The sequence below is a fragment of the Streptomyces sp. NPDC107546 genome (assembly GCF_055639175.1).
This window is the reverse complement of sequence record NZ_JBVKBA010000012.1, coordinates 1-23,866: the sequence shown is the minus strand read 5'-3', so window position 1 is coordinate 23,866 and position 23,866 is coordinate 1. Positions and strand designations below refer to the sequence as shown.

Annotated in this window: 17 protein-coding genes and 1 pseudogene; 5 read left to right on the top strand and 13 right to left on the bottom strand. The window is 70.2% G+C overall.

The window, feature by feature from the left end; all coding sequences use genetic code 11:
* Positions 1 to 15: 15 nt before the first annotated feature.
* The gene (locus ACZ7L1_RS19165) at positions 16 to 1,608 is read right to left on the bottom strand and encodes an acyl-CoA carboxylase subunit beta (RefSeq protein ID WP_471438569.1); all 1,593 of its coding nucleotides are present in this window, start codon (positions 1,606 to 1,608) and stop codon (positions 16 to 18) included.
* Between the two features lie 424 nt (positions 1,609 to 2,032).
* Here ACZ7L1_RS19165 and ACZ7L1_RS19160 point away from each other — a divergent pair, with 424 nt between their 5' ends.
* Complete coding sequence (locus ACZ7L1_RS19160) at positions 2,033 to 2,635, top strand: YceI family protein (protein ID WP_471438568.1); 603 nt, start codon at positions 2,033 to 2,035, stop codon at positions 2,633 to 2,635.
* 106 nt (positions 2,636 to 2,741) lie between these two features.
* On the opposite strand, the gene ACZ7L1_RS19155 is transcribed toward ACZ7L1_RS19160, so the two are convergent.
* Together ACZ7L1_RS19155 and ACZ7L1_RS19150 are read right to left on the bottom strand one after the other, a co-directional pair.
* Positions 2,742 to 4,091, bottom strand: coding sequence for a hypothetical protein (locus ACZ7L1_RS19155; protein WP_471438566.1), 1,350 nt, complete (start codon positions 4,089 to 4,091; stop codon positions 2,742 to 2,744).
* Positions 4,092 to 4,174: 83 nt separating this feature from the next.
* Positions 4,175 to 7,198 (bottom strand): glycoside hydrolase family 3 protein, encoded by a 3,024-nt coding sequence (locus ACZ7L1_RS19150; protein ID WP_471438564.1) that lies wholly within the window; start codon positions 7,196 to 7,198, stop codon positions 4,175 to 4,177.
* Positions 7,199 to 7,448: 250 nt separating this feature from the next.
* On the opposite strand from ACZ7L1_RS19150, the gene ACZ7L1_RS19145 reads away from it, so the two are divergent.
* On the top strand, positions 7,449 to 9,311 hold the full coding sequence (locus tag ACZ7L1_RS19145; protein WP_471438563.1) for a ricin-type beta-trefoil lectin domain protein: 1,863 nt from the start codon (positions 7,449 to 7,451) through the stop codon (positions 9,309 to 9,311).
* Positions 9,312 to 9,371: 60 nt separating this feature from the next.
* Here ACZ7L1_RS19145 and cimA read toward each other — a convergent pair whose 3' ends face one another.
* The 9 genes from cimA to ACZ7L1_RS19100 form a co-directional block, all read right to left on the bottom strand.
* Positions 9,372 to 10,982: a citramalate synthase gene (gene cimA / locus ACZ7L1_RS19140; protein ID WP_263232240.1), complete on the bottom strand. Its 1,611-nt coding sequence runs from the start codon at positions 10,980 to 10,982 to the stop codon at positions 9,372 to 9,374.
* 282 nt (positions 10,983 to 11,264) lie between these two features.
* Positions 11,265 to 12,572, bottom strand: a complete 1,308-nt coding sequence (locus ACZ7L1_RS19135) for an MFS transporter (RefSeq protein ID WP_471438561.1) — start codon at positions 12,570 to 12,572, stop codon at positions 11,265 to 11,267.
* A gap of 164 nt (positions 12,573 to 12,736) precedes the next feature.
* The gene (locus tag ACZ7L1_RS19130; RefSeq protein WP_471438560.1) at positions 12,737 to 13,825 is read right to left on the bottom strand and encodes a branched-chain amino acid aminotransferase; all 1,089 of its coding nucleotides are present in this window, start codon (positions 13,823 to 13,825) and stop codon (positions 12,737 to 12,739) included.
* 300 nt (positions 13,826 to 14,125) lie between these two features.
* On the bottom strand, positions 14,126 to 15,169 hold the full coding sequence (locus tag ACZ7L1_RS19125) for a 3-isopropylmalate dehydrogenase (protein ID WP_471438558.1): 1,044 nt from the start codon (positions 15,167 to 15,169) through the stop codon (positions 14,126 to 14,128).
* Positions 15,170 to 15,377: 208 nt separating this feature from the next.
* Complete coding sequence (locus tag ACZ7L1_RS19120; protein ID WP_103838047.1) at positions 15,378 to 15,509, bottom strand: hypothetical protein; 132 nt, start codon at positions 15,507 to 15,509, stop codon at positions 15,378 to 15,380.
* Between the two features lie 288 nt (positions 15,510 to 15,797).
* Positions 15,798 to 16,337: a GNAT family N-acetyltransferase gene (locus tag ACZ7L1_RS19115; RefSeq protein ID WP_471438556.1), complete on the bottom strand. Its 540-nt coding sequence runs from the start codon at positions 16,335 to 16,337 to the stop codon at positions 15,798 to 15,800.
* A gap of 123 nt (positions 16,338 to 16,460) precedes the next feature.
* Entirely contained in the window at positions 16,461 to 17,315 is an 855-nt protein-coding gene (locus ACZ7L1_RS19110; protein WP_471438555.1) for an alpha/beta fold hydrolase, read from the bottom strand.
* Positions 17,316 to 17,391: 76 nt separating this feature from the next.
* Positions 17,392 to 19,023, bottom strand: coding sequence for an L-glutamate gamma-semialdehyde dehydrogenase (gene pruA / locus ACZ7L1_RS19105; protein ID WP_471438554.1), 1,632 nt, complete (start codon positions 19,021 to 19,023; stop codon positions 17,392 to 17,394).
* 50 nt (positions 19,024 to 19,073) lie between these two features.
* Complete coding sequence (locus ACZ7L1_RS19100; protein ID WP_471438552.1) at positions 19,074 to 20,000, bottom strand: proline dehydrogenase family protein; 927 nt, start codon at positions 19,998 to 20,000, stop codon at positions 19,074 to 19,076.
* A gap of 161 nt (positions 20,001 to 20,161) precedes the next feature.
* Between ACZ7L1_RS19100 and ACZ7L1_RS19095 the strand changes: the two genes are divergently transcribed.
* Both ACZ7L1_RS19095 and ACZ7L1_RS19090 read left to right on the top strand, forming a co-directional pair.
* Positions 20,162 to 21,367, top strand: coding sequence for a PucR family transcriptional regulator (locus ACZ7L1_RS19095; RefSeq protein ID WP_471438551.1), 1,206 nt, complete (start codon positions 20,162 to 20,164; stop codon positions 21,365 to 21,367).
* A gap of 11 nt (positions 21,368 to 21,378) precedes the next feature.
* Positions 21,379 to 21,552 (top strand): annotated as a pseudogene (locus ACZ7L1_RS19090) (alcohol dehydrogenase); the annotation flags it as partial.
* Between the two features lie 7 nt (positions 21,553 to 21,559).
* On the opposite strand, the gene ACZ7L1_RS19085 reads toward ACZ7L1_RS19090, so the two are convergent.
* A complete protein-coding gene (locus tag ACZ7L1_RS19085) occupies positions 21,560 to 22,138 on the bottom strand; it encodes a TetR/AcrR family transcriptional regulator (protein WP_471438550.1) in 579 nt (192 codons plus the stop codon).
* 96 nt (positions 22,139 to 22,234) lie between these two features.
* Between ACZ7L1_RS19085 and ACZ7L1_RS19080 the strand changes: the two genes are divergently transcribed.
* The gene (locus ACZ7L1_RS19080; RefSeq protein WP_471438548.1) at positions 22,235 to 23,767 is read left to right on the top strand and encodes an MFS transporter; all 1,533 of its coding nucleotides are present in this window, start codon (positions 22,235 to 22,237) and stop codon (positions 23,765 to 23,767) included.
* Positions 23,768 to 23,866 lie beyond the last annotated feature (99 nt).

The following is a 23,866-nucleotide window of genomic DNA, read 5'->3' as shown; positions in this document are numbered from 1 at the left end:
GGTGGGTCCGCCCGGTTACTGCGGGGGGTTGCCGTGCTTGCGGGACGGCAGGTCGGCGTGCTTCGCGTGCAGCATCGCCAGGGACCTGATCAGGACCTCGCGGGTCTCGGCCGGGTCGATGACGTCGTCCACCAGGCCCCGCTCGGCCGCGTAGTACGGGTGCATCAGCTCGGACTTGTACTCCTTGACCATCCGCGCCCGCATGGCCTCGGGGTCCTCAGCCCCTGCGATCTGACGGCGGAAGATGACGTTGGCCGCGCCCTCCGCGCCCATCACGGCGATCTCGTTGGTCGGCCAGGCGTAGGTGAGGTCCGCCCCGATGGACTGGCTGTCCATCACGATGTACGCACCTCCGTACGCCTTGCGCAGGATCAGCGAGATCCGCGGCACGGTCGCGTTGCAGTACGCGTACAGCAGCTTCGCCCCGTGCCGGATGATGCCGCCGTGCTCCTGGTCGACACCCGGAAGGAACCCGGGAACGTCCAGGAACGTCACCAACGGGATGTTAAAAGCGTCACACATCTGCACAAAACGCGCAGCTTTTTCACTGGCCTCGATGTCGAGCACACCGGCGAGCGTCTGCGGCTGGTTGGCGATGATGCCGACCACCTGGCCGTCCAGCCGGCCCAGCGCGCAGATGATGTTCCGCGCCCAGCGCTCGTGGACCTCGAGGTACTCGCCGTCGTCGACGATCTCCTCGATCACCTTGGCCATGTCGTACGGCCGGTTGCCGTCCGCCGGCACCAGGTCGAGCAGGACCTCCGAGCGGCGGTCGACGGGGTCGGCGCACTCCACCCGCGGCGGGTTCTCCCGGTTGTTCTGCGGGAGCAGGGAGAGGAGGTAGCGCACCTCGGCGATGCAGGTCTCCTCGTCGTCGTACGCGAAGTGGCACACACCGCTGGTCTCGGCGTGGACGTCCGCGCCGCCCAGACCGTTCTGCGTGATCTCCTCGCCGGTCACCGCCTTGACCACGTCCGGGCCGGTGATGAACATCTGCGAGGTCTCACGGACCATGAACACGAAGTCCGTCAGGGCGGGGCTGTAGGCCGCGCCGCCCGCGCACGGGCCGAGCATCACCGAGATCTGCGGGATGACACCGGAGGCCCTGGTGTTGCGCTGGAAGATGCCGCCGTAGCCGGCGAGGGCGCTCACACCCTCCTGGATGCGGGCGCCCGCACCGTCGTTGAGGGAGACGAGCGGCGCCCCGGCCGCGATGGCCATGTCCATGATCTTGTGGATCTTGGTGGCGTGGGCCTCGCCCAGCGCGCCCCCGAAGATGCGGAAGTCGTGGGCGTAGACGAAGACCGTGCGGCCCTCCACCGTGCCCCAGCCGGTGATCACACCGTCGGTGTACGGCTTCTTCGACTCCAGGCCGAACCCGGTCGCCCGGTGCCGGCGCAGCTGCTCGACCTCCTGGAAGGAACCTGGGTCCAGAAGCAGTTCGATGCGCTCCCGGGCGGTCAGCTTGCCCTTGGCGTGCTGCGCCTCGGTCGCCTTCTCGCTCGGGCCCGCGAGCGCCTGCTTGCGGATCTCGTGCAGTTCGGCGACCCGCCCGCGCGCGTCCGCGGGCTCGCTCCCGGAATCCACAGCCTCGTCCAAAACGGTCATGTAGCGACCTTACGAAGTCAACCAAGGAAAGCTCGCCGTCGACTCCGTACAGTCTCAGGCCCGTTTTCCTGGTAACCCTGAACAGAACACTGCCCGGATGCAGCCGTTCTGACTGCCCAGAGGGCCTCGGCGTTGTCAGGCTCCCACAAAGTCGGAGGCGGAGAGCGATCACACCATGGCGGGCGGCACATGCCATCGCCCGAGTGACAGGGGGCCTCGAACGGCCGAATGCGACATGCCCAACGGTACCGGTCGACCCGAAGCACAGGCGCCGCGGAGACTCCGTGGCGGACACGCACCGGATGATGTTGAAAGTCGAACGGAATAGGTCTACCGTCTCTCCTGTTGAGCTCGTTGAATATTAAACAGCTTCGAGCCGCGGCCTCCCTCCGGGACCGCGATCCGTCCCCCAAAGGAGCACGTCATGAGCATCTTCAGCCGCAGGAACAGCACCGAGACCGCACCGGCCGCCGCAGTGAACCCGGACCTCGCCGCACTGACCGGCGAGTACACGCTGGACCCGGCGCACAGCACCATCGGGTTCGTGGCCCGGCACGCGATGGTCACCAACGTCAAGGGCGGCTTCAAGGACTTCACCGGCACCCTGCACCTGGACGGCTCGGACCCGTCGAAGTCCACGGCTTCCATCGACGTGACGATGGACAGCATCGAGACCGGCTCCGCCGACCGCGACAACCACCTCAAGAGCTCCGACTTCTTCAGGATCGACGAGCACCCGACGATGACGTTCCGCTCCACTCGCGCGGAGGCGCTCGGCGGCGACGAGTACCGGATCACCGGTGACCTCACGATCCTCGGCACGACCAAGCCGATCACCATCGACCTGGAGTTCAACGGTGCGGCCAAGGACCCGTTCGGCAACGAGCGCGTGGGCTTCGAGGGCAAGGCGGAGATCCTGCGCTCCGAGTGGGGCCTGACCTGGAACGCGGCCCTCGAGACGGGCGGTGTGCTGGTCTCCGACAAGATCAAGCTGGTCTTCGACATCTCGGCGATCAAGCAGGCGTGACCCCGCCGGAACCGACGCGGAGCGCCCGCCCTCCCGGATCAGGAGGGCGGGCGCTCGCGTCTTCTCCCGACCTCTGCTCGGACCGACGCTCCCGCTCCGCAGGCGGTCAGAACCCCCCGCTGAAGTCCCCGCCGCCTCCGCCGAAGTCCCCTCCCCCGCCGTCCCCGAAGCCGCCGCCGAAGTCCCCGGGGTCGAAGTCGGCGCCCGAGACGTCGCCGCCCTCGAACCCGCCGAAGTCGCCGTAGCCGGTGCCGTAGTCGGCGGCGTACGAGGGGGTGGCCATCATGCTGCCGAGCAGCGTGCCGACGAGCAGCCCGGGCAGGAGGCCGCCGCCGAAGTAGCCCCCCGCCCAGGGGCCGTAGGCGGGGCCGGCGTCCCAGTACGGACGGCGGCCGTGCTCCGTGTCCACCTCGCGGATCATGGGGTCGCGGCCGTCGGCCAGACGAGCCCGGTCGGCCGCGCAGACCGGGACCTCGCGCGGGGCCCCGCCCGCAGGTGTCCAGGCCGCGTCGGCGACGGACGGGCCGTGGCGCGGGTCGAAGAAGCAGGGCGCCCGGCGCTCGGGCAGCGGGCGGCCCTCGCGGCGGGCGGCGAGCGTCGCCAGCGCGAACCGGCCGTCCTCCAAGGCCTGGGTCACGGCCTTCACGTCCTCCGGGCGCCGCGCCGCCGCCATGGCGGACTTCGCCTCCTCGTACGCGTCCAGGGCGCGTGCGTAGTCGGCGCGCATCGCGTCGTCGGCGCCCGGCTCCCCCGGCCGGAAGTCCAGGCGATCGAGTTCCTCGCCGAAGGCGGTGATGTCCTCGTCCACCACGACCCGCAGCTTCTCCAGCGAGGCCTGCTGCTCCTCCTCCCGCCGGCGCCGGCCGCGCCGTACGAGCATGTAGGCGCCGGTGCCGCCGAGCACCAGGACCACGGCGAGCGTGATCAGCCCGGTGGACGACCCCCGGTGGCTGCTGCCGGAGGTGCCCCAGCTCGACGGGGCGTGGCCGCCGACGTTGGCGAGAGCACGGTCGGTGAAGTCGTTGAGCTGGGCCTTGGCGGTCTCGCCCTGGACGCTGGTGACCAGGTTCCGCACGGCGCTGTGCCCGAGGACCGAGGAGTCGGCGCGGGCGTCGAAGCGGTCGCCGAGGCGGACGCCGTACAGGCCGGTGATGCCGGTGGCCGTGCGCAGGTCGGCGAAGAGGTCCCGCGTCGGGTAGTCGGCGGGAAGGACCACGAGGAAGACCGGCTTGCCCGCGTCCTCGATCTTCTTGGCGAGCGCGTCGGCGTCCGCGACGGACAACTGCCGGGAGGCGGCCGGATCGACGTACACGGGACCGCTGCGAAGCGCCTGGGCGATGGCGGAGACGCCGGTGGCGGCCTGTGCGCGCGGCGCACCGGTGGACAGCACCGTGAGCGTGGCCATGAGCAGGGCGACCAGCGGTGCGAGGAGTCCTCGACGGATCACGGCGTTCATACTTCGAACCTACCGGAAGCCCCCCAAACCCGGATGCCGGTCCGGGTGGGCGGCACGCACCGCCCACCCGGACCGGGTTTCCGTCAGGCCGCCGCCCGGTAGGCCTCCGTCAGCTTGGCCACGGCTGCCGCGTACCTGCCCGTCAGCAGCAGGTGGTCGGCGTCGGCGAACGGTTTCGCGATGGCCGCCGTCATCGCGGACCCCGCCTTCCGCTGGACGAGCAGCCGGGCCCTGCTGACGATCTCGCGTCCGGCCCGGTCGGAGCCCGTCCTGTCGGCCGCGGCGGCCGCGAGCGCGAGCGCCTTCAGGGTCGCCGTGCCTCCCTCGGGGATCTCGGTCAGCGTGGTGAGCCCCCACCCGTACGGGAACTGCGGATCGTACGAGGCGTCGCCGACGTTGATCGGCAACTGGTTCTCCGACCTCGGCCAGGTGACGGGGAGCTGCCCGGTGAAGGGCCGCCTGCCGTAGAGGACGTCCGCCACGCCGTCGCCCTCGGTGCCGGGCAGCCAGGACGCCACGAGCGCGTCGATCTCGCCGAGCCGGTCGCCGATGATCTGCGGGCGCCCGGAGACGATCAGCACCGCGCACCTCATGGCCCCGCACACCTTGTCGACGGCGGCCTGGTCGGCGGCGGAGAGCCGCAGGTCGTGCCCGTTGCCGACGTCACCGACACCCTCGGCGTAGGGGGTCTCGCCGACGACGACCACACCGACGTCGTAGCCGTTCGTCGGCGCCGAGGCGTCCTTGGAGTAGGTGATGGCCGCGTCCGGCGCGGCCTTCCGCATGCCCTGGAGGATGGTCGTGCCCTGGGTGTGGGTGCCGGAGGCGCCCTGCCAGGTGATGGTCCAGCCGCCCGTCTGGTTACCGAGGTCGTCGGCGTCGGAGCCGGCCACGTACACCTTCTGGTTCTTGTTCAGCGGCAGGACGCCGTGCGCGTTCTTCAGCAGCACCTGGGACTCGGCGGCCGCCTGCCGGGCCACGGCCCGGTGGGCCGCCGAGCCGATCCGCGAGGCACCGGTGGTGTCGGCGTAGGGGTGCTCGAAGAGCCCCAGCCTGAACTTCTGCGTGAGGATGCGGGAGACGGCGTCGTCGATGCGCCGCTCGCTGATGCGGCCGGCCTTCACCTCGTCGACGAGTGTCGTGCGGAAGTCCTTGTACGTGTACGGCACCATCATCATGTCGACGCCCGCGTCGACCGCCGTGCGGACGTGGGCCGCGTAGTCGCCGGGGAGCTGGTCGATGGCGTTCCAGTCGCTGATGACGAAGCCGTCGAAGCCCATACGGCCCTTGAGGACACCGTTGATCATGTCGCCGCGGGCGTGCATCTTCACGGGGCCCCGGCCGTCGCCGACGATGTCGAGCGAGGAGTACGACGGCATGACCGAGCCGATGCCGCGTCGGACGGCCGTCTCGTACGGCGCCAGGTGGACGGCCTCCAGCTGCTGCCTGGTGAGCGTGGTGACGCCCTGGTCGATGGTGTAGGAGCCGGTGGTGGACGAGCCGTACGCGGTGCCGCCGTCGCCGACGAAGTGCTTGGCGGTGGCGAGCACCTTGTCGTCGCGGCCGAGGTCGCGTCCGTCCGGCCTTCCCTGCAGGCCCTGGATGATCGTCTCCATGGACTGCACGAGCGCCGGGTCCTCGCCGAAGGACTCGTAGGAGCGGCCCCAGCGTTCGTCACGGGTGACGCACAGGCAGGGCGCGAAGTCCCAGGGGACGCCGGTGGCGCGTACCTCGGAGGCGGTCACCGCCCCGGTCTTCTCGGCCAGTCGGGGATCTCTGGTGGCTCCGATGCCGATGTTGTGCGGCATGATCGTGGCGCCGGTGAGGTTGTTGTGGCCGTGCACCGCGTCCACACCGTAGATCAGCGGGATCTGGAAACGGGCGGCCTGCGCCTGGAGCTGGAAGCCGTCGATCATCTTCGCCCAGGCCTCGGGGGTGTTGGGCGTGGGGGTGGAGCCGCCGCCCGAGAGGAGTGAGCCGAGGGCATAGGTGGCGATGTCGCCCTGGTCGGCGAGCGCGGCGCGTTCGGCCTGGGTCATCTGGCCGGCCTTCTCCTCCAGGCTCATGCGGGAGAGGAGGTCCGCGACGCGCTTCCTGACGGGCAACCTGCTGTCCAGGTAAGGCAGTCCGTGGGCGTCGACGACCACCTGGGGTGTCTCGGCAGGGGCCTTGGCTCCGGTGACCGTGAGCTTGACGGGGATGGTCTCGGCGGGCTCGGCCGACCTGTCCTTGAGGGTGGCGACCCGGATGGTCCGGGAGGCGCCGGAGGCGGTGCCCGCGGGGAAGGTGAGGGTGCCGGAGACCGGGGTGTAGTCCTTGCCGGGCTCGGCGCTGCCGCCACCGGTCTCGTACCGCACGGTCACGGGCTCGTCGATCGGAGCGGAGCCGGTGGTGGCGACGGTGACCCTGACGGTCGCCGTTGCGCCCTCCTCGACCGGGTAAACGGGGGCGTCGGTGGTGACGGAGGCGCGCAGCGACTGGTCGGGCTTGCCGTACAGCTCCACGTCGTCCATGGCGAAGTGGCCCTTGACGCCGACCGGGAGGGTGACGGCGTAACCCCACATCTGCGTCAGGCCGAGGACGTGGTCGATTCCGCCGACCGGCTGGTAGTCCGTGCGATAAGTGAAGTCGGTGAAGGGGATCTCGATCTGTTTCCAGCCGGTGAAGTCGTCGGTGAAGGAGGTCGTCCAGAGCTCCGACGCCTCGCCGTTCGCGCCGCCGTCCTTGATCTCGAAGGCGATCTTTTTGCCGTCGTTCCGGCCGTCCCACCAGAAGCGGATTCCCTTGTGGGAGGACCAGTCGTGGGCGGGCCGGTCGGCGGCGAAGTCGTGGGTGAAGCCGCCGTAGCCGCTGATGTCGTAGCTGCCGCTGAGAACCTTGGTGCCCTCGGGGGCGTCGGCGCGGTCGGCCAGTTGGAGCGTGGGCGGGTCGTCGCTGTCGCCGCCCCAGGTGAAGATGCCCTCGGCCGGCTGCTGGGCGAAGGGCACCTCGCCTTCGAAGCGGTCGACGGGGACAGCGGGGGCGGGGTCGTCGGCCGCGCGCGCCGACGCCAGGGGGATCAGGGCGGTGAGCAGGGTGGCGGAGGCGAGCAGGGCGGTTCTTCGCATGGACGGACCTTCCCTCGACTCATCAAGTCGTCATGGTTCACTCATGACTTAGATCACGCCGTGAGTTAACTAGCGCCCCGCAGAGCCGTCAAGACTTCACGTCACAACGGGTGCAGACACAACTCCAGGCCGAATGAGGCCTCTTGTCGCTTCGGCCTCTGAACGCGCACCCTCTTGACGCGTATACGAAGCCGTCATTTACTCACGCCTCGCACGCCCCCATCCCCCACCTCCAGAAGGGCGGCGCTCCATGAACAGACACAGGCGTACGATCCGGCTGCTGCTCGCCGGGCTGCTCACCACCGCCGGTTTCGCGGCGGCCACGCCCGCGCACGCGACCGGTGAACAGGTCACCGCCTGGCTCACCACGACCGACGACTCGGGCGGGCGCCATGTGGTGCGGGGCCTGCAGCCGCAGACGCCGTTCGCCTTCCAGCCCGGAACCGGTGGCAGCGGTGAGAACCTCACCGTGGACGAGAACACGCGCTACCAGACCTTCACCGGCGGCGGGGCGTCCTTCACGGACACCGCGGCCTGGCTGATGAACAGCAGCGGGGCGCTCACGCAGGCGACGCGGGACACGACGATGCGGAAGCTGTTCTCGCCGACGGACGGGATCGGCCTGTCGTTCCTGCGCAATCCGATGGGCGCCTCCGACCTGGCGCGCTACGGATACACGTACGACGACGTCCCGGCCGGTCAGACCGACCCGTCTCTGGCGAAGTTCTCCATCGCGCACGACCTGGCGGACGTGGTGCCGCTGACGAGGCAGGCGCTCCAGCTGAACCCGCAGCTGACGGTGATGGCCTCCCCGTGGACGGCGCCCGCCTGGATGAAGGACAGCGGGCAGCTGGACGGGGGCTGGCTGAAGGCGGAGGACTACGGGGCGTACGCCTCTTACTTCGTGAAGTACCTCCAGGCCTACCGGGACCAGGGCATCCCCGTCTCGTACGTCACGGCCCAGAACGAGCCGACGTGCTGCTCGGGTTATCCGTCGATGAGCTGGAACGCCTCCGGGCTCGCCTACTTCACGAAGAACGAGCTGCTGCCGAAGCTCCAGGCGGCGGGTCTGACCACGAAGGTGCTGGCGCACGACTGGAACTGGGACACGTACGACTCCTACGCCGCCCAGACGGTGGACGACGCGGCCGTCCGCTCGCACCCGAACTTCGGCGGGATCGCCTGGCACGGGTACGGGGGTGACGTCACGAAGCAGACGGCCGTCCACAACCAGTACCCGCAGCTGGACGCGTTCGGCACGGAGCACTCGGGCGGCACCTGGATCGCGAACCAGCAGCGCGAGGACATGCTCAACATCGTCGACTACACCCGGAACTGGGCGAAGTCCGTGACGAAGTGGTCGCTGGCCGTCGACCAGAACATGGGGCCGCACAACGGCGGCTGCGGCACCTGCACCGGACTGATCACGGTCCACAACGGGGACGGTGCGAGCGGGACGGTCGACTACACGATCGAGTACTACACGATGGGGCATCTGACGAAGTTCGTCCGGCCGGGCGCACAGCGCATCGCCTCGACGGCGTCGTCGTCCGTGCCGAACGTGGCGTGGCGGAACCCGGACGGTTCGAAGGCACTGATCGCGTACAACGACGCGACGTCGGCGAAGACGGTGACGATCGACTGGGGAGCGCAGCACGCGACGTACTCCCTGCCGGGGAAGACGTCGGCGACGTTCACGTGGTCGGGTGCGCAGTCGGGCGGCGGCGACCGGTCGGGGGCGTTCGTGGGGCTCGCGGGCAAGTGCCTGGACGTGGCGGGTGCGTCGAACGCCAACGGCACGGCCGTGCAGCTGTACGACTGCAACGGGACGGCCGCGCAGCAGTGGACGGTGAAGGCCGACGGGTCGATCCAGGCGCTGGGGAAGTGCCTGGACGTGACGTCCGGGTCGACGGCCGACGGGGCGAAGGTGCAGTTGTACGACTGCAACGGCACGGGAGCGCAGCAGTGGTCGTACAACGCGTCGACGGGTGACGTGGTGAACATCGCGGCGAACAAGTGCCTCGATGTGATGGACAACTCGTCGGCGAACGGGGCCCGGGCGCAGATCTGGTCGTGCACGGGTGCGGCGAACCAGAAGTGGCGGTTGCAGTAGCCCGCCGGTGCCGGGCCGAGGCTGCCGGCAGCCTCGGCCCGGCATCGGCCGCCCCGGTGGCTACTCCGCCGGTTCCACGCCGGCCCGCAGCAGGCCGTACGTGTACGCGTCCTCCAGTGCCTGCCACGACGCCGCGATCACGTTCTCCGCCACGCCCACGGTGGACCATTCGCCCTTGCCGTCCGACGTGGAGATCAGGACGCGGGTCGTGGACTGGGTGCCGTGCACGCCCTCCAGGATGCGGACCTTGTAGTCGACCAGGTCCAGGGCGGCCAGCTCGGGATAGATCTTCTCCAGGGCCACGCGCAGGGCGCGGTCCAGGGCGTTGACCGGGCCGTTGCCCTCCGCCGTCGCCACGATCCGCTCGCTCTTCGCCCACAGCTTCACCGTGGCCTCGTTGGCGTGCGTGCCGTCCGGGCGGTCCTCGACGATCGCCCGCCAGGACTCCGTGCGGAAGTAGCGCAGCGGCTTGCCCGCCACCTCCTCGCGCAGGAGCAGTTCGAAGCTCGCGTCCGCCGCCTCGTACGTGTAGCCCTTGAGCTCCCGCTCCTTGACGCGCTCGACCACCCGGCCCACCAGCTCGCGGTCACCGCCCAGGTCGATGCCCAGTTCCTTGCCCTTGAGCTCCACCGAGGCGCGGCCCGCCATGTCGGAGACCAGCATCCGCATGGTGTTGCCGACCAGTTCCGGGTCGATGTGCTGGTACAGGTCCGGGTCCACCTTGATGGCCGAGGCGTGCAGCCCCGCCTTGTGGGCGAAGGCCGAGACGCCCACGTACGGCTGGTGGGTGGAGGGGGTGAGGTTCACGACCTCCGCGATCGCGTGGCTGATGCGCGTCATCTCGCGCAGACGGCCCTCCGGCAGCACCTTCTTGCCGTACTTCAGCTCCAGGGCCGCCACCACCGGGAACAGGTTGGCGTTGCCCACCCGCTCGCCGTACCCGTTCGCCGTGCACTGCACGTGCGTGGCGCCCGCGTCCACCGCCGCGAGGGTGTTCGCGACCGCGCAGCCCGTGTCGTCCTGGGCGTGGATGCCGAGGCGGGCGCCCGTGTCGGCCAGCACCGTCGAGACCACCGCGTGGACCTGGGCCGGCAGCATGCCGCCGTTCGTGTCGCAGAGGATGACCACGTCGGCGCCCGCCTCGGCCGCCGTACGCACCACCGACTTGGCGTACGCGGCGTTCGCCCGGTAGCCGTCGAAGAAGTGCTCGCAGTCGACGAAGACCCGGCGGCCCTGCGCCCGCAGGTGGGACACCGTGTCGCGGATCATCTCCAGGTTCTCGTCGAGCGTCGTGCGCAGCGCCAGTTCGACATGGCGGTCGTGGGACTTGGCGACCAGCGTGATCACCGGAGCCCCCGAGTCCAGCAGCGCCTTGACCTGCGGGTCCTCCGCGGCCTTGCCGCCCGCGCGGCGCGTCGCGCCGAAGGCCACCAGCTGGGCGTGCCGGAAGTCGATCTCCTGCTGGGCGCGCGCGAAGAACTCGGTGTCCCGCGGGTTCGCGCCGGGCCAGCCGCCCTCGATGAATCCCACGCCGAAGTCGTCCAGGTGCCGTGCGATGGCCAGCTTGTCCGCGACGGTGAGGTTGATCCCCTCGCGCTGCGCGCCGTCGCGCAGCGTTGTGTCGAAGACGTGGAACGAGTCGTCGAGCTCGCTGGTTGCCGTCTCGGTCATGGTCTCAAGGCTCCTGTTTTGGATCTCGGTCTTACCGGAATGACCGGTTCCACCGTCCCCCCATACTCCCTCGCGCTCCGCCCCCGGCTGAAGGTGGGCCAGGAAACGAAAAAACCCCTCGCGGGTGCGAGAGGTCTGCGCGCGGGTCGAGGACGACGGTGGCCACCCGTACCTGGTCGTACGTGGCGGTCACTGCGGACCGGCGCGCCTGCTGCCAATAATCATGGCGAACGAGAGCACGGGGGCAGTCTGGCACAGTCCGCCCCCGTGCTCACCGCCGTCTCAGGATGCGGTCGTCAAGGAGGAGGACTCCGCGCCCTTCATCCGGGTGAGGTCCAGGTCCCTGGTCTCCCGCATGGTGACGTACACGACCAGCGAGACGGCCGCACAGGCCGCCACGTACCAGAAGAAGCCGGACTCGGCGCCCGCGTCCTTGAACCACAGGGCGACGTATTCCGCCGTTCCGCCGAACAGGGCGTTGGCCACCGCATAGGGAAGCGCCACACCCAGCGCGCGCACGCCCGTCGGGAACAGCTCCGCCTTCACGCAGGCGTTGATGGAGGTGTATCCGGTGACCACGACCAGGGCGAGCAGGGCCAGGCCGAGCGCCGGCCAGAAGCTGTCCGCGTGCTTCAGCAACGTCATGATCGGGACTGTCAGCAGGGTCGAGCCGACGGCGAAGGTGATCAGCAGCGGGCGGCGGCCGATCCGGTCGGAGAGCCGGCCGGCGAGTGGCTGCAGGCAGGCGAAGACGATCAGTGCGGTGAAGGAGACCAGGGTCGCGGTCCGCTTCGGCAGGCCCGCCGAGTTCGACAGATACTTCGTCAGGTACGTGGTGTACGTGTAGTACGCGACCGTGCCTCCCATGGTCAGCGCGATCACCAGGAACGCCTCACGCTTGTGCCGCCACAGCGCGCGCAGCGTGCCGCGCTCCTCTCCTTCCCTCTCGTCGGCCCCCGCCTCGTAGACGTCCGTCTCCAGCATGTTCCGGCGCAGGTAGAAGACCACCGCCGCGCCGAGGGCGCCCAGCACGAACGGGATGCGCCAGCCGTAGTCGTGCAGCGCGCCGTCGGACATGGTGCGCTGGAGGACGATCTGCAGGCCGAGGCCGACGATCTGGCCGGCGGTCATCGACACGTACTGGAAGCTGGAGGCGAAGCCGCGCCTGCGCGGGTCGGACGCCTCGGTGAGGTAGGTCGCGCTGGCCGCGTACTCGCCGCCCACCGACAGCCCCTGCAGCAGTCGGGCGACGAGCAGCACCGCGGCGCCGCCGTATCCGGCGACGGCGTACGTCGGAGCGATCGCGATGAGGATCGCGGAGGCGGACATCAGCGTGACCGTGAGGGTCAGCGCGGCCTTGCGGCCCCTGCGGTCACCGACCCGGCCGAGCAGCCAGCCGCCGACCGGGCGCATGAAGAAGCCGACCGCGAAGATGCCCGCGGTGTTCATGAGCTGGGCCGTGGGGTTGCCGTCGGGGAAGAACGCCCCGGCGAAGTAGGTGGCGAAGCTGGCGTAGACGAACCAGTCGTACCACTCCACCATGTTGCCGGCCGAACCGATCCAGATCTTCTTCCAGTGCTCTCGTCCCATGGGCCGTAACGTGCCGGGCGTTCGAGGGTGCGACAAGAGCGCCTCGGGTTTCGTTCATTGCGTTCATGACGCGCGGGCGGGCCGGCCGCATGCTCCCGTGCGTGAGAAGAGAGGGCCGCCCGGAGGTGAAGTCCGAGGCGGCCCCTGAAGGATTGCGGCGGGCGTCAGCCCAGCTGGTGCATCCAGCCGTGCGTGTCCTCGCGCGTGCCCCGCTGGATGTCGAGCAGCGCCTCGCGGAGCTTCAGCGTGACCTCGCCCGGCTCGCCGCCCGACTGCTTCCACTCGGCGGTGGCGCGCTTGACCGTGCCGACCGGGGTGATGACCGCGGCGGTGCCGCAGGCGAAGACCTCGGTGAGGGCGCCGTTCTCGGAGTCGGCCTGCCACTGGTCGATGGAGATCCGGCCCTCCTCGGCCTCGTAGCCGAGGTCACGGGCCACCGTCAGCAGGGAGTCACGGGTGACACCCTCCAGGATGGAGCCGGTCAGCTTCGGGGTGACGATCTTGTTGCCGTACACGAAGTACAGGTTCATGCCGCCGAGCTCCTCGACCCACTTGTGCTCCACGGCGTCGAGGTAGCAGACCTGGTCGCAGCCCTTGGCTGCGGCCTCGGCCTGGGCGAGCAGGGAGGCCGCGTAGTTGCCGCCGGTCTTGGCGTCGCCCATGCCGCCGGGGACGGCGCGGACGCGGTCCTCGGACGCCCAGATGGAGACGGGCTTGACGCCGCCCGGGAAGTAGGCGCCGGCCGGGGAGGCGATGACCAGGAACAGGTACTCGTTGGCGGGCTTGACGCCCAGGCCGACCTCGGTGGCGATCATGAAGGGGCGCAGGTAGAGGGACTCCTCACCGCCGTGCGCCGGCACCCACGCCTTGTCCTGCTGGACGAGGACGTCGCAGGCGTCGATGAACGTCTCGACCGGCAGCTCGGGCATCGCGAGGCGCTTGGCGGAACGCTGGAAGCGCAGGGCGTTCATCTCAGGGCGGAAGGTGGCGACGGAGCCGTCGGGCCGGCGGTAGGCCTTGAGACCCTCGAAGATCTCCTGCGCGTAGTGCAGGACGTTGGTGGCCGGGTCGAGGGAGATCGGCGCGTAGGGGACGAGCTGACCGTCGTGCCAGCCCCGTCCCTCGGTCCACTTGATCGTCACCATGTGGTCGGTGAAGTGGCGGCCGAACCCGGGGTTGGCCAGCATCGCCTCCCGCTCCGCGTCGGAGAGCGGGTTGGAGGAGGGCTTCAGCTCGATCGTGGGCGTCGTCATGTGTGGTTGTCCTTCACCGGTTGTCGTGACGGGCCGCGCTCGCTCCCGCACCGGCAGTGGCCGGTGCTAGGACGTCCGAGCATTCCCTCAATCCGCGGCTCCGCGTTCGATTATGGCAAGCGGGTGAGGGATGGGGGCACCCCCACGCCTTTCGGGCTGTGGGGGAGAAACGGTGTGAATACGGCCCAGGAATAGCACAGGGGTGGGTCGATGGTGACACCCGGCGAAGGCATGGGAAAGCCGCCGGGTGCGGTTGCGACCCGGCGGCCTTGACTCAGGAGGTGTGAGCAGGGCGGCGGGTCAGCCGGCTACTCGTACGGCGAGCGCGTCGCCGATCTCGTCGGTCGTGCGGGCAGGCTTGCCCACGCGCTCCGCGAGGTCGGCGGAGACGGCCTCCTCGATGCGGGCGGCCTCGGCCTCGTAGCCGAGGTGGCGCAGCAGGAGGGCGACCGACAGGACGGTGGCCGAGGGGTCGGCCTTGCCCTGGCCCGCGATGTCGGGCGCCGAGCCGTGCACGGGCTCGAACATCGACGGGAACTCGCCGGACGGGTTGATGTTGCCGGAGGCGGCGACCCCGATGCCGCCGGAGATGGCGGCGGCGAGGTCGGTGATGATGTCGCCGAAGAGGTTGTCGGTGACGATCACGTCGAAGCGCTCGGGCTGGGTGACGAGGTAGATCGTCGCCGCGTCGACGTGCATGTACTCGGTGGTGACCTCGGGGAACTCCTCGGCCACCTGGTTGAAGATGTTCGTCCACAGGTGACCCGCGAACGTGAGCACGTTGTTCTTGTGGACCAGGGCCAGCTTCTTGCGCGGGCGCGCCTGGGCGCGGGCGAAGGCGTCCCGGACCACACGTTCGACACCGAAGGCGGTGTTCACGGACACCTCGGTGGCGACCTCGTGCGGGGTGCCCTTGCGGATGGTGCCGCCGTTGCCCGTGTACGGGCCCTCGGTGCCCTCGCGGACCACGACGAAGTCGATCTCGGGCTGGCCCGCGAGCGGGGTCGCGACGCCCGGCAGCAGCTTGGAGGGCCGCAGGTTGACGTGGTGGTCGAAGGCGAAGCGGAGCTTGAGCAGGAAGCCGCGCTCCAGCACGCCCGACGGCACGGAGGGGTCGCCGATCGCGCCGAGCAGGATCGCGTCGTGCTGCTTGAGCTGCTCGAGGTCGGCGTCGGTGAGGGTCTCACCGGTGGCGTGGTAGCGCCGGGCGCCGAAGTCGTACTCCTTGGTCTCCAGCTTCACATCCTGCGGAAGGACGGCGGAGAGGACCTTCAGCCCCTGGGTCACGACCTCCTGGCCGATGCCGTCACCGGGAATCACTGCGAGATTGATGCTGCGAGACATGACGGCACCGTACTCCGTGTCCCACGCAATGACACGGGGCGTCCGCGATGCGGACACCGGCCCATCGTCGAGGTGCGGCGCGGCAGAGGGTGTAGGGCGCCCGGCCACGCCGCACCTCGCGCGGGTGCGGCTCCCGGCTTACGGGTGCAGCCTTGTGGGTGAGGGTGCGGGGTCGTACGGGTGAGGGCCTGGGACGCGGAGGCGCGGCTCAGTGGCCGGTCGCGCCGCCGTTGTCCCTGCGGTCGAGGGCGCGCTGAAGCGCAGCTGCGGCGTTCTTGCGGTCGGACTCGCTCGTACGGGAAACGTGACGGACTCGGCGGCGGGCGGTCGTCTCGGCCATGGGAAATCGACTCCTTCGGCATCCGGGAGTGCGGAAAGGGGGTTGCGAGACTCCCCCACTGCTCAACGCGCGGGAGGTGCCCCCAGCCGGGGCGGAGAGCGGTGCCGCAGGGGTGGCCTGCACGGGGCCCGGCTCACGACCGCCATTCGCTTGATCGAGCGAGACGTTCGGCTTCTACAAAAGTAAGTGAGGACCGGGCGCCTGTCTCCACAATTACTCGGACTTCCTACTATCTGAGACGGCGCAGTGGGCCATACGAGCGCGACCTGCGAAAACCGTCGCCGACGGTCAGAGGACGTCCCCGTCGCGCCAGTCGAAGACCAGCTTGCGCTTGAAGTCGAGGTCGCCCGCTGCGGCGGGGCGCACATAGGTGCAGTCCTCGTCGTCGCGCAGGCGGACCACACCGCGGGGGCCGAGGCCGCAGAGACGGCCGCGCCACAGCCGCCAGCCGCGGGCGGCGTAGAGGTGGGCGCCGTCGTCGCTGGCGGAGAGCGCGCCGAGGTCGTAGGCGCGGTCGACGATCCGCTCGATCTCCGCCATGACACGCCCGCCGAGTCCCTGGCGCCGCAGGTCGGCGCGGACGCCCACGCCCTCGACGTACCCGACGCGCAGCCATCGCTTGCGATACCGGGCGCGCCGCTGGATGACGCACCCGTGTGCGGCGAGCCCCTGTTCGTCGCTGACGAGCACGTGCATCCCGCCGAGCGCGTGCTCCCAGTCGTCATCGTCGTAGTCGCCGTCGAACGCGGCGTCGAGCAGCGCGCGCACGGCCCGGAGCTCGGCGGGGTCGAGGTCGGCGGTGTGGGCGGTACGGACTCCGGCTGTCACGTGATCAGTATCACTCGTTCCGTCGTGTTCTCCCTGCCCGACGCCCCTGCCGCTCTCCTGCACGAGGCTCTTCACGGCCGCGTGCCGGAGGCCGCTCGCACGAGAGCGCCGGGCCCAGCCGGGTCACAGCACGTCCGCGACCGCCTGACGGAATCCCTGCGGGTCCTCCGTCCACGGCATGTGCCCGGCATCGTGCAGGACCACCCGCCGCACCATCGGCAGGGCCCGTTCCAGGGAGTCGACCGCCGGACGCGGCCGGATGTCCCGGCCGCCGTCGACGATCAGCACGGGCACGTCGAGGGTACGACAGGCGGCGTGCAGCTCCGGGGTGCCCCAGGTGCGCTTCCGCTCCTCGTTGAGGGCGCTGGTGCACTCGGCGTTGACGCCGAACCAGGGATGGGCCATGCGTCCGGCGTGCTCCGGAGCCCGCTCGCGGTCCTCGAACTCGATCGACCACTGCAGGACGGCCCGCTCCCGGTCCTCCTCTTCGGTGCGCTCGGAGCGATCGGTCAACTCTCGCCAGCGGGCGAGTCGTTCGGGTTGTTCCCCAAGTCTGGCGAGGAGGTTCTCGCGGTACGCGGGGTGCCAGGTGTCGTCCGAGTCGATGCCCGTACCGGAGACGTAGATCAGCGCGCTCACCCTCTCCGGGTGCGTCAGCGCGTAGCTCAACGCCAGTTGCGCGCCCCAGGAATGGCCGAGCAGGGCCATGCGGTCGAGGCCGAACCGCCCTCGCACGGCGTCGAGATCGGCCACGAAGCGGGCGCTCGTCCAGGGTCCGGCGCACCGCTGCGACCGCCCGCAGCCGCGCTGGTCCCAGCGGAGCACCGTGAAGCGGTCCCCGAGCAGTTCCGCCACGTCCTCGAACATGTCCCACAGGCCGGGCCCGCCGTGGCACAGGATCAGCGGATCACCCCGGCCCGACCGCGCCGCCCACAGGTGTACGCCGTCGTCGGCGGTCACCGTCCGCGCGTCGATCATGCGACCAGTCTGCCCCGCGACACGCCAACGGGCCGGGTCCGTGCGGGAACCCGGCCCGTTCCGGCCGTCGCGGGCGTCAGCCCATGTGCGGGTACGTGTAGTCCGTCGGCGGGACCAGCGTCTCCTTGATCGCGCGGGTCAGGGTCCAGCGCAGCAGGTTCTGCGGGGCGCCCGCCTTGTCGTTCGTACCGGAGGCGCGGCCACCGCCGAAGGGCTGCTGGCCGACCACGGCGCCGGTCGACTTGTCGTTGATGTAGAAGTTGCCGGCCGCGTAGCGGAGCCTCTCGGCCGTGTACGCCGCCGCAGCACGGTCGTTCGCGATGACCGAGCCCGTCAGGGCGTAGTCCGAGACCGACTCCATCTGGGTCAGCATCTCGTCGTACTTGTCGTCCTCGTAGACGTGGACCGCGAGGATCGGGCCGAAGTACTCGGTGCGGAACACCTCGTTCTCCGGGTCGCTGCATTCGATGACGGTCGGGCGCACGAAATAGCCGACCGAGTCGTCGTAGGAGCCGCCCGCGACGATCGTGCAGGCCGGGTCCTCCTTGGCGCGGTCGATCGCGGCCTTGTTCTTGGCGAAGGCGCGCTCGTCGATGACGGCGCCGATGAAGTTCGACAGGTCGGTGACGTCACCCATGCTGATGCCGTCGACCTCGGCCGCGAACTGCTCCTTGAAGCCGTCGTTCCAGATCGACGCCGGGATGTATGCGCGGGAGGTGGCGCTGCACTTCTGGCCCTGGTACTCGAACGCACCCCGGGTGAGCGCCGTCTTCAGGACCGCGCGGTCGGCCGACGGGTGGGCCACGACGAAGTCCTTGCCGCCGGTCTCACCGACCAGGCGCGGGTAGGAGCGGTACTTCTCGATGTTGTTGCCGACCGTCTTCCACAGGTACTGGAAGGTCTTGGTGGAACCGGTGAAGTGGATGCCCGCGAGGTCCCGGTGCTCCAGGGCGACCTGGGAGACCTCGATGCCGTCGCCGGTGAGGAGGTTGATGACGCCCTTGGGCAGGCCCGCCTCCTCCAAGAGCTGCATCAGCAGGACGGCGGCGTGGGTCTGGGTCGGGGACGGCTTCCAGACCACGACGTTGCCCATCAGCGCCGGGGCCGTCGGCAGGTTGCCCGCGATCGCGGAGAAGTTGAACGGGGTGATCGCGTAGACGAAGCCCTCCAGCGGGCGGTGGTCGAGGCGGTTCCACACGCCCGGGGAGTTGGCCGGGGGCTGCTCGGCCAGGATCTGGCGGGCGTAGTGCACGTTGAAGCGCCAGAAGTCGACCAGCTCGCACGGGGTGTCGATCTCGGCCTGCTGGGCGGTCTTGGACTGGCCGAGCATGGTGGAGGCGGCCAGCGTCTCGCGCCAGGGACCGGCCAGCAGCTCGGCGGCGCGCAGGATGATCGCCGCGCGGTCGTCGAAGGACATCGCACGCCAGGCGGGCGCTGCGGCCAGGGCGGCGTCGATGGCGTCCTGGGCGTCCTGCTGCGTGGCGTTGCGGTAGGTGCCGAGGACGGCCTTGTGGTTGTGCGGCTGCACGACCTGGAACTCCTCGCCGCCGCCCATGCGCCGGACGCCGCCGATGGTGCAGGGCAGGTCGATCGGGTTCTCGGCCAGCTCCTTGAGCTTGACCTCCAGGCGGGCACGCTCGGGCGTGCCGGGGGCGTAGCCGTGCACCGGCTCGTTGACGGGGGTGGGGACCTGGGTCACAGCGTCCATGGGTTCCGTAACTCCTTGACGTGAGCGGTGTTGCGAGCGGGGGTGCGGGCTCAGCCCTTGCTGACCATCGAGCGGACGAAGAAGCGCAGGTTCGCCGGCTTCTCCGCCAGACGACGCATGAAGTAGCCGTACCAGTCGGTGCCGTACGCCGTGTAGACGCGCATGCGGTGGCCCTCTGCGGCCAGGCGCAGGTGCTCCTCGCTGCGGATGCCGTACAGCATCTGGAACTCGTACTCGTCCATCTTGCGCCCGGCACGGTGGGCGAGTTCCTGGGCGACGGAGATCAGGCGCGGGTCGTGGGAGCCGATCATCGGGTATCCCTCGCCCTCCATGAGGGTCCTCAGGATGCGGACGTACGCCTTGTCGGTCTCGTGCTTGTTCTGGTAAGCGACCGACGCGGGCTCCTTGTACGCCCCCTTCACGATACGCACGCGGCTGCCGCTCGCGGCGAGGCGGCGGGCGTCGGCCTCGGTGCGGAAGAGGTAGGCCTGGATGACGCAGCCCGTCTGCGGGAAGTCCTTCCGCAGCTCCTCGTGGATGGCGAACATCGAGTCGAGGGTGGTGTGGTCCTCCGCGTCCAGCGTGACCGTCGTGCCGATCGCCGCGGCCGCCTCGACGACCGGACGGACGTTCTTGAGGGCCAGCTCGTGGCCGTCCTCCAGCGCCTGGCCGAACATCGACAGCTTCACCGACATCTCGGCGCGGGTGCCCAGCTCCAGGGGCTCCAGCCGGTCGATCAGCTCCAGGTAGGCGTCGCGCGCGGCCGCGGCCTGCTCGGGGGTCGTGATGTCCTCGCCGACGACGTCCATCGTCAGTTCCAGCCCCTTGCCGGTGAGGTCCTGGATGATCGGCACGACGTCGTCGACCGTCTCGCCCGGGATGAAGCGGTCGACGACCTGCTTGGTCACCGGGGCCGCCGAGATCAGGCGTCGCATCCGGTCGCTGCGCGACGCGGCGAGAATCACGGGACCCAGCACGGGGCACCTCCACAGAACGGGCAAGAGGCCGCGACCCGACCATTCGGGTACGGCACGGAGAACCACCGTGAAACCTAAGGATCCCTCCGATCGTCGGCCATCGACAGCTGTCACGCATCCGTGCCCCGGATCTCAGACAGATGTATGAGCGGGATGGGAAAATGCGGGAGAATGCCCCTGTGGCGGACGTTTTCAAGGCAGGGCGCGGCGATTACCAGGAGCTCGTCGACGAGATCTCCGCGCTGCTCGGCGCCCCGGCAACCCTGGAGAACCGGGACTTCGAGCTGATCGCCTTCGCCGCGTACGACAGCGAGGGCGACTTCGACGAGGCGTCCCTCGACCCCGTGCGCACCCGCTCGATCCTCACGCGCCGCTCCACGGCGGCGGTGCGGAAGTGGTTCGAGGGCTTCGGCATCGCGCGCGCCACCGGGCCGGTGCGGATTCCGCCCACTCCGGAGGCCGGCGTGTACCGGGGAAGGATCTGCCTGCCGGTACGCCATCGGGGTGTCGTCCTCGGCTATGTGTGGCTGCTGGCCGACGAGCCGGGCCCCTCCGAGACGCAGCTGTCGGCCGCGATGGAGATCGCGACGCGGATCGGCGACCTGCTCGCGGAGGAGGCGCAGGCGGGCGCGGAGGTGACGCGTGAGCTGCGCGCCGTGCTGACGGCGGAGCGCGGCTGGCCGCAGGACATGGCGGTGGCCGAGCTGCGGACGGCGCTGGGCACGCGCGGCGAGGGCCTGCACACGGTGGTCTGTGTCGCGCCCTGGCCCTCGGCCGACCCGGACGACGCGCCGTCGGCCCGGACGATCCCGGCGGCCACCGCGCTGTGCACGGTGCCGTGGGGCACCACCGGCCAGAGCCTCGCGCTGCTGGTGCGGCTGCGCTCGGCGGACGTGCTGACGCCGGCGCTGACGGCGGCCACCCGGCTGCTGCGGGAGGCGGGACACCACGGCGCGGGCTCCGCCGCCGGGGTGGCCGGCGCCCGGCACGGCCTCGCCGAGCTGGGCGCGGCCTGGCAGGAGGCATCGGCGGCGGCCCGCGCCGCCCTGGCGGAGCCCCGGCTCGGCCCGATCGCCCAGTGGTCTGCCATCGGCCCGTACCGCCTGCTGACGTCGCTGCCACCGCAGGCGGCCCACGATCCGGCCGTCAGCGCCCTGCTGACCCCCGCCCACCGCGAACTGGCCCGCACCGCCGAGGTGTTCCTGGACTGCGCGGGCCAGGCGGGCCGCACGGCCGCCGAACTGGGCGTCCACCGCCAGACCCTGTACTACCGCCTCTCCCGCGTCGAGCAGCTCACGGGCCTGGATCTGGACGACGGCGAAGACCGTCTGCTGCTGCACATGGCGCTGAAGGGGGCGCGACTGTAGGACCGTCCGCTCTCCGCGGGCACCCGTCCGGCACCTCGCAGGACGTGCAGGACACGATGGCGTTCAGTGCCCTGCACGGGATCCGCCCGATGGTCGAGACCGTGCCCCTGGACCAGGCGGGCGAGGCGTACCAGAAGATGCTGTCCGGCGCCGCCCGCTTCCGGATGGTGCTGACCACCCGCTGAGCGGGCCTCAGCCCTTCTCGACTCCTGCGATCACCTGACGCAGCCCCTCGGTGAGCCGGTCGGCGTCGGGGGCACTCTTCGGGTCGAAGGACCACTGCGTGATGAGGCCCAGCATCAGGGTGGTGTAGAAGGCGCCGAGCGTGTCCACGGTCTCCTCCGGGACGTCCTCCTCGCGCATGCCCGTGAAGAACGCCACGAAGCCGCGCGAGCCCTCCCGCTGGGCGCGCGCCAGGTGGTCGCGCAGCTCGGGCATCTGGTCGCCCATCGCCACGATCTCCACGCTCAGCCGCCACACGGAACCGGGCTCCCGCATGGTCGCGATGATGTTGGACCAGACCTCCCGGAAGCGTTCCAGCGAGCCGGGCTCGCCACGGATCTCCTCGCTCCCCTCGAAGGCATCGGACATCTCCTCGACCAGCGCCACGTAGGCCTGTGCGAGCAGCGCGTCCTTCGACCCGTAGTGGTAGCCGATCGACGCCAGGTTGGTCCCCGACTCCCTGACGATGTCGCGCGCCGTCGTACGCGCGAACCCCTTCTCCAGCAGGCAGCGCTTGGCGCCCTCGAGCAGATCCTCACGGTGTCCCATGCCCACGACCCTACCGCGATTCATACGGCCGTCCTAGACGAACGATTTAAACAACCGTACTAGACAAGCGTTTAAGACGTCCGTACAGTCCCTGGCATGACGAACCCGACGAGCACGACCACGACCGCACCGGGCGCGAAAGCCCGCGCCGGCCGCCGTGAATGGACCGCCCTGGGCGTCCTGATGCTTCCGCTGCTGCTGGTCTCGATGGACGTCTCGGTCCTCTACTTCGCGATCCCCGCGATCAGCGCGGACCTGGAGCCGAGCAGCACCCAGCAGCTGTGGATCTTCGACATCTACGGCTTCGTCCTGGCCGGCCTGCTGATGACGATGGGCTCCCTGGGCGACCGCATCGGCCGCCGCCGACTGCTCCTGATGGGCGCCGCCGCCTTCGGCACCGCCTCGGTGCTCGCGGCCTACGCGAACAGCGCCGAGACCCTGATCGCCGCGCGAGCGGTGCTCGGCATCGGCGGGGCCACCCTGATGCCTTCCACCATGGCCCTGCTGCGCACGATGTTCACCGATCCCGGCCAACGCGCGAAGGCGATCGGCCTGTGGTCGGGCGTGATGACGGGCGGGATCGCGCTCGGCTCGGTGATGAGCGGCGTCCTCGTCGAACACTTCTGGTGGGGCTCGGTCTTCCTGGTCAACCTGCCCGCGATGCTGCTCCTGCTCGCCCTCGGCCCGGTCCTGCTCCCCGAGTCCCGCAGCGCGAACCCCGGTCGCTTCGACTGGGTGAGCGTCCCGCTGTCGATGGCCGCCGTGCTCCCCGTGGTCTACGGCCTGAAGGAGATCCCCTCCGAGGGCTGGCACGTGCCGTACGTCGTGTCGGTCGCTGCCGGGCTGCTCTTCGCCGCGCTGTTCGTCCACCGGCAGCGCACCGCGGCCTCCCCGCTGATCTCACCGGCCCTGTTCCGCGCCCCCGGCTTCACCCCGTCGGTCGTGCTCACCCTGGTCTCCGCCTTCGGGATGATGGGCTCGGCCCTCTTCACCACCCAATACCTGCAGTCGGTCCTCGGCAAGAGCCCCCTGGAGGCCGCACTGTGGAGCCTGCTCCCCTCGGTCCTCATCGGCGTCGCGGGACCGGTCACCGCCCAGCTCGTCCAGAGGGGCGCCAACCGCGGGCACGTCGTCGCCACCGGCTTCGCCGTCACCGCGGCCGGATACGGCATGCTCGTCCTGGCCGGCACCGACTCCCTGTGGCTCACCCTCGCCGCCGCCGGCGTCCTCGCCTCCGGGGTCGTCGTCGTGATGTCCCAGCTGTCCGACCTCCTCATGAGCACCGCCCCGGTCGAGCAGGCGGGTGCGGCGTCCTCCGTCATGGAGACCGGCACCGAGTTCGGCGGCGCCCTCGGCATGGCGGTCCTCGGCTCCATCGGTACGGCCGTCTACCGGCACGAGATCCCGGCGTCGGCCCCGGCGTCAGCCCACGAAACCCTGGGCGGCGCGCTGGCGGTGGCCCACGGAATGCCGGGCCGGGCGGGAGCGGAGCTGCTGGCCGCGGCACGGGAGGCGTTCACCGCCGGGATGCACGGGGCGGCGATCGCCGGGGCGGTGGTCCTGGTGGGGGCGGCGGCACTGGCGGCGACGAGCCTGCGCCGGATCCACGTACGCGACACCGAGGAGTGACAAGAGGAGAAACGAGCCGGGGCCCGGGCACCCCCGGGGGGGCGGGGCTCGGCTCTTTTTTTCTCTTTTTCCTCCTCCGTTTCGGGTCCGTGGAGCCTG